The sequence below is a fragment of the Frankia nepalensis genome, assembly GCF_016786325.1.
Taxonomy (GTDB): Bacteria; Actinomycetota; Actinomycetes; order Frankiales; family Frankiaceae; genus Pseudofrankia; species Pseudofrankia nepalensis.
Genome location: NZ_JADWYU010000127.1, coordinates 1 through 12,595, shown reverse-complemented (window position 1 = coordinate 12,595; position 12,595 = coordinate 1). Strand labels below are relative to the sequence as shown.

The window sequence follows — 12,595 nt, the reverse complement described above, 5'->3', positions numbered from 1 at the left end:
GGCGCGCCGGGGGGGGCCCCGCCCCCCCCCCCGGGGGCCCGCGGCGGCGGCCCGCCCCGCGGGCGCCGGCCGGCTGGTAGGGCGCGGCGGCGGTCGGAGCCCAGGTCGGCACCGACGGCACGGCGGGCGGAGGCGTGCGGGGCGGAGGCGTGTTGGGCAGGGGGGTCCACGAAGGGGGCGTGCCGGACGGCGCGGTGGGCGCTGGCCACGTCCCACCCCGCGGCACGACCGGGGGCGGCCCCTGGGGCCCGGCCGGCCAGGTGCCGCCGCTGGTCGCGCCCTGTGGCCGTCCGGCGGGGGCGGGTGTGGCCGGGGCGACGGGCGACGTGGGCGTCCCCTGGACGCGAGCGCCGGGGGTGACGACGGTCGGACGTTCGTGGCCGCCGCCGGTGGCGGCCTCGCGGACGTCGTCGTCCAGGCGCAGTGGCAGGCCCGCGCTGGCGAGCCAGCCGACGCCGTACGCCGACCTCGCCGCGACGGCGAGATCACGCGCGAACGCGGCGGCGGACGCCTGCCGCTCGGCCGGCTCCTTCGCCAGTGCGCGCAGCAGCACGCTCGTCACCGGGGCCGGCACCCCGGCCGGCACGGGCGGCGGGTCGTTCAGCACCTGGCGCCAGAGCGCCGGCAGCGGCAGCGAGGAGTCGAACGGGGCGCGGCCCGCCAGGAGCCGGTACAGCATCACGCCGACCGCGTAGAGGTCGGTGGCCGGGCCGATCCGAGCGCCGAGGATCTGTTCGGGCGCCATGTACATGGGGGTGCCGAGCTGGGTCGTCGCGGTTGTGCCCGACCCCTGGAAGATCTTCGCGATGCCGAAGTCGGTGACCTTCACGGCGTCGGCCGCGTCAAACATGACGTTGTCGGGCTTGATGTCGCGGTGCAGCACGCCGCGCTCGTGGGCATATCCCAGCGCGGACGCCACCCCGAGTCCCACCGCGCACGCGGCCTCGGGGCTCAGATCGGGAATCCGCCGGGTGAGCGTGCCTCCGGCCAGCATCTCCATCACGATCAGGCACAGATCGTCGGTCTCGACGTAGTCGTGGACTCGGACGATGTGCGGATGATCCAGCCCGGCGAGCACCTGCGCCTCGGCCTCGAACCTGGGGCGGCCTTCAGGTCCCGCCGCCAGCACCTTGATCGCGAGGTCCCGGTTCAGCCGCCGGTGCCGACCCTCGAGCACCAGGCCGAACGCCCCGGACCCGAGCCGGCCACCGATCTCAATATTCGGCAGGGCCGCCGCCACGGACTCCCGATCAATGATCATTCAGACCGCCGTCCGGCCAGTGCCGGCAATCCGGGCAATCCGGACGCCCCCGTCATCCCTCACGACTGCGGCATCGTAACAGCCGATCATCGCCCACTGTCATCCGAAAAACCGGTGGACGTCGACAATTGCGCGACACGTCCATTCAGGGCAGCAGGCCCGTCACGGGGCTCCGGTCGGTGACGCAGTAACGCGTTCCGACGGGGTCGCGCAGAACCGTCCAGCGCGGCCCGTGGCCGACGACCGCCGCGCCGAGGGCGACATGCCGCTCGGTCTCCGCGGAACGGTCCGTGGTCGCGAGGTCCAGGTGGGCCCGCACGGGCCCGGTCGGCTCGTCGAGGCGCTGCAGCAGCAGCCGCAGCGGAACGCCGGCGGGCCGCTCGAGGTATCGGAACTCGGGACGGCTGCCGGCGCGCACGGGCCAGCCAGTCAGCTCACCCCAGAAGGCGCATTCCGTCTCGTACCGGTCGGCCGGGATGTCCAGGCAGACCTGGTCGACCAGCGACGAATGCCCCGGACCTCCCAGATCGCCGCGTGGTCCGCCGGGGACCGCGGGCCAGGTCACCGGCCTCGGCCGGGCGTTCTCGCCCGCGCCCACCTCGCAGAACAGGAATCCGCCCGGCGAGCGGCAGACCTCGAAGTCCTGACCAGCGCGGTGCACGTCGAGATGCACCCGCGCCGGCCCCTCCCCCAGCCGCTGCACCCGCAGGAACGCGTCCCCGTCACCGGGAACCAGCGTCGCGAACTGTTCCGTCTCCCCCCGCGGCGCGGACAACGACGTCGCCGTCACCGCCCGCCAGAACGCCACCCCCCGCTCGAAGTCCGCGGGCGGAAAGTCAAGGAAAGCCGTGAGCCAGACCGGATCCATCGGCCGACGATAACGAGCGCGCCCGCCCGGTCAGACGCCGCGCCGCTTCCGGCCGCCGGCCCCGGAACGGGACCGGCGGTGTCGCGGCGGCGGGCCGGGGTCAGACCTGGACGCGGCGTTCGACGGCGTCGAGGATCTCGGCGACGGCCTCGGCGACGGGGACGCCGTTGCGCTGGGAGCCGTCGCGGTAGCGGAAGGAGACCGCGCCCTTGGCGAGATCGTCGTCGCCGGCGAGCAGCATGTAGGGGACCTTCTGCTTCTGGGCGTTGCGGATCTTCTTCTGCATCCGGTCGTCGGAGGCGTCGACCTCGACGCGGATGCCGTTGGCCGCCAGGCTCGCGGCGACGTCCTTCAGGTACGCGACGTGCGCGTCGGTGATCGGGATACCGACGACCTGGACCGGCGCGAGCCACGGCGGCATGGCGCCGGCGTAGTGCTCCAGCAGGATCGCGAAGAACCGCTCGATGGTGCCGAACAGCGCCCGATGGATCATGAAGGGACGCTGGCGGGTGCCGTCGGCGGCCTGGTATTCCATGTCGAACCGCTGGGGCATCTGGAAGTCGACCTGGATGGTCGACAGCTGCCAGGTACGCCCGATCGCGTCCTTTGCCTGGACGGAGATCTTCGGGCCGTAGAAGGCGCCGCCGCCCGGGTCCATGACCAGCTCGAGGCCCTGCTTCTCGGCGGCCTCGCGCAGCAGCTGGGTGGCGTCCGTCCACTCCTCGTCGGTGCCGATCGCCTTGCCCTCGGGGCGGGTCGACAGCTCCAGGTAGAAGTCGGTGAGGCCGTAGTCGCGCAGCAGCCCGAGCACGAACTTCAGGGTGTTGTCGAGCTCCTCGGGCAGCTGGTCGCGGGCACAGAACAGGTGCGCGTCGTCCTGGGTAAGACCCCGGACCCGGGTGAGGCCGTGCACGACGCCGGACTTCTCGTACCGGTAGACGGTGCCGAACTCGAACAGCCGCAGCGGCAGCTCCCGATAGGACCGCCCACGCGACTTGAAAATCAGGATGTGCATGGGGCAGTTCATCGGCTTGAGGTAGTAGTCCGTCCCGCCGTCCAGTGACATGGGCGGGTACATGCCGTCGGCGAACCAGTCGAGGTGCCCGGAGATCTCGTACAGGGTCGACTTGGTGATGTGCGGCGTGTTGACGAACTCGTACCCCGCCTCGATGTGCCGGCGGCGCGAGTAGTCCTCCATCACGGTACGGATCGCGCCGCCCTTGGGATGGAAGACCGCCAGCCCAGGGCCCAGCTCGGTCGGGAACGAGAAGAGATCCAGCTCGGCGCCGAGCCGGCGGTGGTCGCGCTTCTCCGCCTCGGCCAGCATGTGCTGGTACTCGGCCAGGGCGTCCTTCGACTCCCAGGCGGTGCCGTAGATGCGCTGCAACTGCGGGTTCTTCTCGCTGCCCCGCCAGTACGCCGCGGCGGACCGCTGGATCGCGAACGCCGGGATGTGCCGGGTCGTCGGCACGTGCGGGCCGCGGCACAGGTCCTTCCAGCACAGCTCGCCGGTCCTGGCGTCCACGTTGTCGTAGATGGTGAGCTCGCCCTCACCCACCTCGACCGACGCGTCGGAGTCGTCGGCCGCGTCGCCACCGGCGCCGGCGGAGGACTTCAGCCCGATGAGCTCCAGCTTGTAGGGCTCGTCGGCGAGCTCCGCGCGCGCCTCGTCGTCGCTGACGACCCGGCGGGCGAACTTCTGGCCCGCCTTGACGATCTCCCGGGCGCGCTTCTCGATCGCCTTGAGGTCCTCGGCGGTGAACGGCTTCTCGACGTCGAAGTCGTAGTAGAAGCCGTTCTGGATGGGCGGGCCGATCCCGAGCCTCGCCTTCGGGAACAGGTCCTGCACGGCCTGGGCCACGACGTGCGCGGTCGAGTGCCGCACGATCGCCCGGCCGTCCGGCGAGTCGATGGTGATCGGCTCGACGACGTCGCCGTCGACCAGCGCGTAGGCCAGGTCACGCTGCCTGCCGGCTACCCGTGCCGCGACCACCGACCTGTCCGCCGCGAACAGGTCCGCCGCCGTCGTCCCGGTGGTGACCACCCGCTCATCCCGCTGCTCGGCATGCTGGACGGTCACACGGAGGTCGGACACCGGTTTCTCCTGGTCTGGCGCCCGGGGCCCTGCCCGGGTCGGCGCGGCGTAGGTCGGTCGGGAGGTGGGCGCCGCCGACGCCAGCGCCAGCGGCCCCACGAAGGTCGCGGGCGTCGCGGACACCTGTCTCGGCGGTTTCGCCCCGCTCGCCGATGCTACTCCGGCCGCGGCGCCGCCCTCCGCAAGGCCGACTACGCAGGGTGATACCCGGCGCGGTCAGATCACGTCCTCACCGGCGTCGCCGCCGGGCGCGGCCACGCCCGCCGTGGCCACGGCGGTCTCGTTCCCGCCGTCGGCCGCGTCGCCGGCCGTGTCGCCCGCCGCGGCCTCGACCACGGGACGGGACGGAGGGCGAGCGAGAATGCCTTCCAGCACGGTGTCGACCACCTGGCCGACCCTGGTGCCGCTGACCTCGTTGTACCCCCTGGTGTACTGCCGGTAGGCGACCGGGCCGATGAGCATGTCGGTGACCAGGTCGACGTCGAGGTCGGCGGGCAGCTGCCCCGTGGCGATCCCGCGGGCCAGCACCTTCACGGCCTGCTGCCGGAACGGCTCCATCACCCGGCGGCGGTAGGTCTCGAACAGCTCGGGGTGGGCGTCCTTCTCGGCGAGCAGCCGCGGCATGATCCGCCCGGACAGCGTCTGCAGGTTGTGCCGGCGCACCGTGTTCAGCCAGGCGACCAGATCGTCGCGCAGCGAGCCGGTGTCGACCGGCTCGGCCGTCTCCACCAGCGTGGCCAGCGCGTCGGCCACCAGGGTGTCCTTCGTCGACCAGCGCCGGTACAGGGTCGCCTTGCCCACCTTCGCCCGGGCGGCGACCGCCTCCATCGACAGGCCGGTGAACCCGGTGGTCGCCAGCGTGTGCAGCGCGGCCTCGATGATCGCGCCGTCGGCCCGCGCGTCGCGCGGGCGCCCGGGTGGCCGCACACTCCCGGACGGCGGGCGGTCGGGCCGCCTGGCCGGCCCCGGCCGCCCCACCTCCGCCGTCGTCACCGCCTTCCGCCCGCTGCTCGCCGGGCGGTCCTGGCGCTGGCCGTCACCGCCACCGGTCGCTCCTCCCTGGCCAGCGTTCTCGGGCCGGCCGCCCCGGTGGGGTCGGCGCCGCGCCACCAGCCTCACGTTCGCCGGGCCGGGTGGCCCGGCGAACACGGCCCGCCACCTCGGCTGCGCCCGGCGGCGGGGCCCGGGGGACGACGCCCCCGGCTGACACAGTCATTCTTTCAAGATCGGAGGGTACGGGCAGCATCCGTGACGCGCATCCGGTTGACACCGAGACACGCCGGACATATGCGCAGGTCAACGACAGCGTCATGCCGAGCTGGCAAACGGGCGGCGGGAGCGCTGTGACCCGCGAACCACTTTCGGGGGGACCCCCGACGGTGGCAGCATGTCTGCGACGCCGGGACGCGCCAAGCGCCCGGACGGACCAGAGGAGTCTCCATGAGCAACTCCGCCACCCACTGTCACCCCGGATCCCAGGCCCGCGAGGCCACCCACCCGCGCGCGACGCTCGCCCGTCAGGGCGGCCAGGCCGCGGCCATCGAGGAGGCGGTGACGCTCTACGGCGCGCCGACCTCGGCCGCCGCCACCACCCGGCTCGCGCCCCAGCCCGCCGAGGCGCGGCCCGCCCGGCCGCGCCGGCGCACCACGGTGCGCGACCTCGCCGGCTGGAAGGACCAGCACGAGAAGTGGGCGATGCTGACCGCCTACGACTTCACCACGGCCGCGATCTTCGACGAGGCCGAGGTGCCGGTGCTGCTGGTCGGCGACTCGGCCGCCAACGTCGTGTACGGCTACGACACCACCGTCCCGGTCAGCGTCGACGAGCTGCTGCCGCTGGTGCGCGCGGTGGTCCGCGGCGCGCCGCACGCGATGGTCGTCGCCGACCTGCCGTTCGGCTCCTACCAGGCGAGCCCGACGCAGGCGCTGGAGACGGCGGCCCGGTTCCTCAAGGAGGGCGGAGCCCAGGCGGTCAAGCTGGAGGGCGGCGCCCGGGTCGCCCCGCAGGTGGAGCTGCTGGTGTCGGCCGGCGTGCCGGTGATGGGCCACCTGGGCCTGACCCCGCAGAGCATCAACACCCTCGGCGGCTACCGGGTGCAGGGCCGGGAGGACGCCGGCGCCGCGCTGCTCGCCGACGCGCTGGCGATCGAGGCGGCCGGCGCGTTCGCCGTCGTGCTGGAGGTCGTTCCCTCCGATGTCGCCGCGCGGATCAGCAAGGCGCTGACGATCCCGACGGTCGGCATCGGCGCCGGCTCGGACTGCGACGCGCAGGTCCTGGTCTGGCAGGACATGGCCGGCCTCACCTCCGGGCGCGCGCCCCGCTTCGTCCGCCGCTACGCGGACCTGCGCGGGGCGCTGCGCGAGGCCGTCGTCAACTACCGCGACGACGTCCGCGACGGCCGTTACCCGACGGTCGAGTACTCCTACGACTGATCCCGGGTCCGCGCGAAGCGCCGCCGGCCGCCGTCAGGCGCCGGCGGCGCCAGCCGCCGGGCGTCTCAGCGCGCGGCGGCGAGCTGCTCCAGCAGCACCGCCCGTGCCTGGGCCAGGGACGGGCCGTACCAGGTGAGGTGGCGCCCCGAGACACAGGCCGACGGGGCGGCGAACGCCTCGGGGCCGTCGTCGCGGCTGAAGGCGTACGGCTCGTCGGGCAGCACGACCAGGTCGTGCGGCGGAAGGTCGGCGAGGCTGACGCGCGGGTAGCGCTCCCCGTGGCCGGCGAGCACGTTGTCGACGCCGAGCCGGGCGAGCACGTCGCCGGTGAAGGTGTCGCGCCCGACGGCCATCCACGGCCGCCGCCACACCGGGATGACGGCGCGGCGGCGCGGCCCGGCGGCCGGCTCCCGCCAGGCCTCGGCCGCGCGTTCCCACCAGGCGGGCCTGGGCAGCCGGCAGCCCAGGCGCAGCAGCCGGTCGAGGCTGGTCAACGCCGCCGGCACGGTGGCCGGCGCCGTCACCCAGACCGCCAGCCCCGCGGCCCGCAGCGCGGCGAGGTCGGGCTCCCGGTTCTCCTCCGCGTTGGCGACCACCAGGTCGGGCGCGAGCCGGACGACGGCCTCGAGGTCGGGGTTCTTGGTGCCGCGCACCCGGGTGACGTCGAGGTCACCCGGGTGGGTGCACCAGTTCGTCGCGCCGACGAGCAGTCCGGGAGCGCTGACGGCGATCGACTCGGTCAGGCTCGGTACCAGCGACACGACCCGCTCGACCCGCGCCGGCACCGCGACCGGGTAGCCCAGGTCGTCCCGGGCCAGGTCGTCCCGGGCCGGACCGTCGCCGGCCAGGTCGTCCGCATCCGTCAGCACGCGTACCCGCCCTTCCCGGAGCCGTCCGGTGGATCGTCGCCCGCGCCGCCCCCGCCGGCCAGCCGATCCCCCCGGCCGCGGCCGGCGGCCCGGGCGGCGACCGGGGAAGGTGACCGGGGACCGGTCAGCCGGCGCGCGGCACGTCGGTGACGCGGATGCCGGCGTGCGCCTTGTACCGGCGGTTCATCGAGATGAGGTTCGCGGTGAACGCCTCGACCTGGCCGGCGTTGCGCAGCTTGCCGGCGTAGATGCCGCGCATGCCCGGGATGCGCTCGGCGAGCGCCTGGACCAGGTCGGTGGCGGGCCGGTCGTCGCCGAGAACGAGGATGTCCGTGTCGACCTCGGCGATCGACTCGTCGGCGAGCAGCACCGCCGAGACATGGTGGAACGCGGCCGTCACCGTGCTGTCCGGCAGCAGCGCGGCGGCCTGCTGCGCGGCGCTGCCCTCGGCGACCGGCAGCGGGTAGGCGCCACCCTTGTCGAAGCCGAGCGGGTTCACGCAGTCGATCACGACCTTGCCGGCGAGTTCCTTGCGCAGGCTCGCGAGCAGCTCACCGTGGCCCTCCCAGGGCACCGCGATGATCACGATGTCCGCCTGCTCGGCCGCGCTCGCGTTGTCGGTGCCCTCGATGACCCGGCTGGACGCCGACAGCTTGGCCGCCGCCTCGGCGCCCCGCTCGGCGGACCGGGAACCGATGATCACCTTGTGGCCCGCCGCGGCGAACCGGATCGCCAGGCCCCCGCCCTGCGGCCCCGAGCCGCCAAGGATGCCGATGGACAGGGACGACACGTCTACGGATGCGCTCACGGTCCCATCGTGCCCGAAGCACCTGTGACACGCGCTTCGCGCCGATGGACGCCACATCAGCGCTGCCCGCCGATTCCGGCGAACGCCGGTCCGCGGGTTCGCGGGTTCGGACCGCGCCGCCGGTCGGCGGCGGAATCGACGGGCCCCCGGCGACCGGGCTCGGCCCGGATCAGAGCCGGCCACTCCCACCTGGGACCCGGCTGCCGGTGTCAAAGTCCGATGAGGGACCATAGCAGCATCAACACGACAGCTACGCCGACGAACGGCATTCTTACACGTGTGTCGGGAGCGTTTCCCCGACGCCGGCGTCCCGATCACGTGACGCAAAGGAGTGACAGTCAGTGACGATCACGACCTCGTCAATGCGAACGACCGTCGGCAGCGGACCGATGACAATGCGTAACGTGCCGCGGATCGCGTCCAACCCCCCGCGCGCAGCGGGTGAAGATGGGCCGTACCGTTCGGGTTCACATGCATCAACTGGCTCTTCGGAATCAGGCGGGAAAGGGCGGGCAATGGCGGACGTGTCGGTTCGCTTCGCGATGACGAACGACAGCGAAGTGGTCCTCAATCTGTCGCTTCCGCAGGCACTGCGCCTGATGGAGGCAATCGCGCGCAAGGTCGGCGAGACGCTGGCCGAACGCAGTGGGCCGCCGGGGGTGGGCGGTGTCGTGCCCACCCCGCAGACAGCCAACGGCATGCCAAGCCTGGGCCCGTACTCCCCCTCCTGACCCAGGCCCCCGGATCGGCGACGGAGTTCTGCCGGATCGGCGTAGCCCGGGGTCCCTGCCAGACAAGGGTCCCTGCCGGATCGGCGTAGCCGATCCGGGAGATCCGCCAGGAGCCCGGGGCCGGAGTGCCCACCGCCGGCCGGGGCCCGCGTGGCGCGGGACCGTCTCGTCGTCGGGCCGGCTGCCCGCTCCCGCCAGCGCCCTGTCCTCTGCCTGACCGCCGCCGGCCCTCACCCCCAGCTGGCGGTGGGGGCCGCGGCCTGGTCCCACCCGGCCGGACGGCCAAGGATGCCACCACGACCGGACCGGCACGCCCCCTAGACCAGTTGGCCCGGATTCGTCCCCACATAGGGCCTGGGCTGGGGTGGCAGCGCCGGCTTGGCAGCCGCGGTGAGCGGATCATCCAGCGTGGGGGCGACTGCCCGCCGGGGGCCGCCCTCGTCGAGCGCGCGGGGGTGCGCCGCCGTGTACACCTCGCGTAGCCGATCCACCGTCACCAACGTGTAGATCTGCGTCGTGCGCACCGACGCGTGGCCGAGGAGCTCCTGGACCACCCGCACGTCGGCCCCTCCGTCGAGCAGGTGGGTCGCGAACGAGTGCCGAAGCACATGCGGCGAGACACCCTCGACCCCGGCGGCGACGGCCGCGGCCCGCAGCGCCGACCAGGCGCTCTGCCGGGACAGCCGCCCGCCTCGCCTCGACAGGAACACCGCCGCGCCGGACGCCGAGGACGCCAGCGTCGGCCGCCCCCGGCTCAGGTACGCCGAGAGCGCCGTCACGGCGCAACGGCCCAGCGGCACCACCCGGTCGCGCCCACCCTTGCCGTGCAGCCGGACCGACGCGGCGTCCGGTTCCAGGTCCAGGTCGTCGACGTCCAGGCCGACCGCCTCCGAGATCCGCGCGCCGGTTCCGTAGAGCAGCTCCAGCAGCGCGGCCGCCCGCAGCCGGCGGACCGCCTCGCTGGCGTCCGCGGCGGCCCCTGCCGCGAGGCCGGCGAGGTCGGTCGCGTGGGCCTCCCCGGCGGCGTTCCCGTCGTCGGCGGCGGCGCCGGCGGCGGCGAGAATCGCGAGCACCTGGTCGACGGTGAGCGCCTTCGGCAGCCGCCGCGGCGGGGCGGGCGGGCGCACGGGCTGGGAGACGTCCTCGGCGACGTCGCCCTCCTGCTGGGCGAACCGGTGCAGCGAGCGGACCGCGACCAGCATCCGGGCGACGGAGGCGGCCGCCAGCGGCGGGTGTTTGTCGTCCCCGGCCCGCAGCGCGGCCGCGAACTCCCCCAGCGTCGCCTCGTCCACCTCGGTGAGCGAGCTCAGCCCCCGCTCGGTCAGGTACTCGTGATAGCGGCGCAGGTCACGACCGTAGGCCAGCACGGAGTTGCGGGCGAGCCCACGTTCCCCCACCAGGTGGTTGAGGTAGCGAGCGACCAGCTCCCCTGGGTCGGCCGAGGATGTCACGTCCACCACGGACCCGTCCCGCGTCCGCGTGTCCACGGGCCGAACGGACCCGGCCGCCGACCCGACGGCCGACCCGGCCCTCGCGAGCTGCACACCGGGGTGTTCATCATCAACCCGAATAGTAGGACCTGCCAGTGACGGTTCTTGACACTCACGGCCCGCGCAACGTACCAGCGGGCGTTATTCTGATCGCTTGTGCGGACTGAGATCGTATCGTCACGTTACGGCGAAGTAGTCCGTCTTGTTCGCCACAGGGGCACCCGTTGATCCGCGCCAGGGATCAACGGGTGAACGCCTCCGGGCACCTTCCCGCCGGCCCGCCACGCCCGCCCTGGAAGACAGCCCCGCGAGGTCGGGCCACGCCCGCCGGAACCGCCCGCGACACCGCGCCATGAACCACCGTGACCACGCGGCCTGGCGCGGGCGGACGGGCCTGGCCCTCGCCCTCGGCCTGGCCCTCGCGCTCGCCGGCTGCGGGGGTGACGACGAGCCCGCGGGGGCGGCCGCGCCCGCGGGAGGCGCGGGCGCGGCGGGCGCCCTCTCGGCCTCCGGGTCTCCCGGCGGTCCGGACGGCGCGGCGAGCGCGGGGCAGGCAACCCCCGGGGGCGAGCGGCCGGTGGCTCGCGACTCCCCCGCCGCCGCGGCGAGCGTCGTCACCGCCTACTTCCGGGAGATCAACAGTGCCAGCCGGGCTGGCCGGGTCGCCGACGTGACGGCGACGACCCTGCCCGGCTGCCAGGCCTGCGCCCTGGATGTCGGGGTCACCCGCGGCTTCCAGCAGCGCGGCCTGCGCGCCGCCGCCGACCCCTACGAGGTCACCGCCGTGTCCGCCCAGCCGAGGCAGGGAGTCATGATCACAGTGACGTTCACGGCGACGACCCGTACCGTCGGCCTGCTCGACCCCGCCGGCCGCGAGGTGGACCAGGCAGCGGGCGTCCCCACCCGTGCCGGCACCGCCGAACTCGCCCTCGCCGGCGGCGGCTGGCTCGTCCAGACGATCCGCTACGCCCCGGGGCAGCCATGACCCCGGCCCGCCGGTTCACGACGCTCCTGCCCGGGTGGGCGACGCTGGTCGGCCTGGCGCCGCTGACCGCCCTCGGGATGGCGGTGTTCTGGCTCGGCGGCCCGGCCCACGCCGTGTCGGGGCCGGGCACCGACGTGCCCTGCGGCGACGTCGTATGGGCCAGCTGCGACACCCGGGCGACCGACAACGGCTACCAGTACCGCTACCGGGGCGGCCAGCTCATCCCCGCGCCGCTGGGTGGCGGGCGCGGCCCGGCCCGCGCCGGCTGCGGCGACGCCTGCCCACCTGATCCGGCGGCGGTCTGCGACCTGCTGCTCGCCGTCGGCCCAAGCCCGACCATGACCGCGCAGGAACTGGCCGACTACAACGCCGCCGTCGCCGGCTGCGAGACCTGGCTCGCCGACCCGACCGGGATCCCGCTAGCCACCGTCCAGGCCCAGCTCGCCGACTACCTGCGCGAGGAGCTGCTGCCGAAGCCCGCGCTCACCGTCCAGCCGAACGGGCACAGCTTCGCCGGGCTCGCCACCATCGTGTACACCCCGGTCCCGCCGGCGTTCACCTTCAACGTCGACGAGCCGGTCGTCGCGACGATCAGCGCGGTTCCCACCTACCACTGGGACTTCGGCGACGGTGACACGGGGCCAAACGCGCCGGGCCGCCCCTACGACCCGGCGATCTCCCCCCGCGACCACCCCGACGCCTACGTCTCCCACCAGTACCGCGAGCCGAGCACCTACCAGATCACGCTGACCGTCGTCTGGGACGGCACGTTCACCGTCCCCGGCGTCGCCCAGGCCTTCCCGCTGGACGCCGTGACGCTCACCGCCACGGTCCCGGTCGAGGTCGACGAGGCAGCCGGCGTCCTAGTCGGCAACGACTGAGTTTCTTGGTTCGCTCCGTCCGGGCGGCGCGCTCCGGCCCCGTCCTCGCTTCGCTCCGACGGGACCTCCGCGCGCCGTCCTCCTCCGCGAACGTGCGCTCCGGCGACCTCCGCTGCGGCCCGGCCCCTTCGCTTCGCTCGGGGACGGGCCTCCGCGGAGGCGCGCCTCCGGGCC

11 protein-coding genes are annotated in these 12,595 nt (G+C 74.1%); 4 read left to right on the top strand and 7 right to left on the bottom strand.

Translation table 11 applies throughout. The features are described from left to right. The 4 genes from I6A81_RS16835 to I6A81_RS16820 form a co-directional block, all read right to left on the bottom strand. Window positions 1–1,261, bottom strand: a 1,261-nt coding sequence (locus tag I6A81_RS16835) for a serine/threonine-protein kinase (protein ID WP_238441514.1), incomplete at its 3' end; no start/stop codon positions are given. A 145-nt stretch (window positions 1,262–1,406) separates the two neighbouring features. Continuing rightward, window positions 1,407–2,129, bottom strand: coding sequence for a VOC family protein (locus tag I6A81_RS16830; RefSeq protein ID WP_203006844.1), 723 nt, complete (start codon window positions 2,127–2,129; stop codon window positions 1,407–1,409). Between the two features lie 100 nt (window positions 2,130–2,229). Next, window positions 2,230–4,224, bottom strand: a complete 1,995-nt coding sequence (gene thrS, locus I6A81_RS16825) for a threonine--tRNA ligase (RefSeq protein WP_203006843.1) — start codon at window positions 4,222–4,224, stop codon at window positions 2,230–2,232. 216 nt (window positions 4,225–4,440) lie between these two features. Next, a complete protein-coding gene (locus I6A81_RS16820; RefSeq protein WP_203006842.1) occupies window positions 4,441–5,217 on the bottom strand; it encodes a TetR/AcrR family transcriptional regulator in 777 nt (258 codons plus the stop codon). Between the two features lie 447 nt (window positions 5,218–5,664). Between I6A81_RS16820 and panB the strand changes: the two genes are divergently transcribed. Next, on the top strand, window positions 5,665–6,657 hold the full coding sequence (gene panB, locus I6A81_RS16815) for a 3-methyl-2-oxobutanoate hydroxymethyltransferase (protein WP_203006841.1): 993 nt from the start codon (window positions 5,665–5,667) through the stop codon (window positions 6,655–6,657). 65 nt (window positions 6,658–6,722) lie between these two features. Here panB and I6A81_RS16810 read toward each other — a convergent pair whose 3' ends face one another. Continuing rightward, window positions 6,723–7,526, bottom strand: a complete 804-nt coding sequence (locus I6A81_RS16810; RefSeq protein WP_407661319.1) for a helical backbone metal receptor — start codon at window positions 7,524–7,526, stop codon at window positions 6,723–6,725. A 124-nt stretch (window positions 7,527–7,650) separates the two neighbouring features. After that, window positions 7,651–8,391, bottom strand: coding sequence for an NADPH-dependent F420 reductase (gene npdG, locus I6A81_RS16805; protein ID WP_238430730.1), 741 nt, complete (start codon window positions 8,389–8,391; stop codon window positions 7,651–7,653). 458 nt (window positions 8,392–8,849) lie between these two features. Between npdG and I6A81_RS16800 the strand changes: the two genes are divergently transcribed. Beyond that, window positions 8,850–9,065 carry a hypothetical protein gene (locus I6A81_RS16800; RefSeq protein ID WP_203006839.1) on the top strand — a complete coding sequence of 72 codons (216 nt, stop codon included), beginning with the start codon at window positions 8,850–8,852 and terminating at the stop codon, window positions 9,063–9,065. A gap of 317 nt (window positions 9,066–9,382) precedes the next feature. Here the strand turns inward: I6A81_RS16800 and I6A81_RS16795 are convergent, their stop codons facing one another. Beyond that, entirely contained in the window at window positions 9,383–10,522 is a 1,140-nt protein-coding gene (locus tag I6A81_RS16795) for a tyrosine recombinase (protein WP_203006845.1), read from the bottom strand. 385 nt (window positions 10,523–10,907) lie between these two features. Between I6A81_RS16795 and I6A81_RS16790 the strand changes: the two genes are divergently transcribed. Next, window positions 10,908–11,540: a hypothetical protein gene (locus I6A81_RS16790; protein ID WP_203006838.1), complete on the top strand. Its 633-nt coding sequence runs from the start codon at window positions 10,908–10,910 to the stop codon at window positions 11,538–11,540. Continuing rightward, on the top strand, window positions 11,537–12,421 hold the full coding sequence (locus I6A81_RS16785) for a PKD domain-containing protein (protein ID WP_238430729.1): 885 nt from the start codon (window positions 11,537–11,539) through the stop codon (window positions 12,419–12,421). The genes I6A81_RS16790 and I6A81_RS16785 overlap by 4 nt, the downstream gene beginning before the upstream one ends. Window positions 12,422–12,595 lie beyond the last annotated feature (174 nt).

What these genes read in the sequence shown, in the direction of transcription:
- I6A81_RS16830 (WP_203006844.1), bottom strand. Translation starts at nt 2,129, where the DNA reads ATGGATCCGGTCTGGCTCACGGCTTTCCTTGACTTTCCGCCCGCGGAC.
- panB (WP_203006841.1), top strand. Translation starts at nt 5,665, where the DNA reads ATGAGCAACTCCGCCACCCACTGTCACCCCGGATCCCAGGCCCGCGAG.
- npdG (WP_238430730.1), bottom strand. Translation starts at nt 8,391, where the DNA reads ATGTGGCGTCCATCGGCGCGAAGCGCGTGTCACAGGTGCTTCGGGCAC.
- I6A81_RS16800 (WP_203006839.1), top strand. Translation starts at nt 8,850, where the DNA reads ATGGCGGACGTGTCGGTTCGCTTCGCGATGACGAACGACAGCGAAGTG.
- I6A81_RS16790 (WP_203006838.1), top strand. Translation starts at nt 10,908, where the DNA reads ATGAACCACCGTGACCACGCGGCCTGGCGCGGGCGGACGGGCCTGGCC.
- I6A81_RS16785 (WP_238430729.1), top strand. Translation starts at nt 11,537, where the DNA reads ATGACCCCGGCCCGCCGGTTCACGACGCTCCTGCCCGGGTGGGCGACG.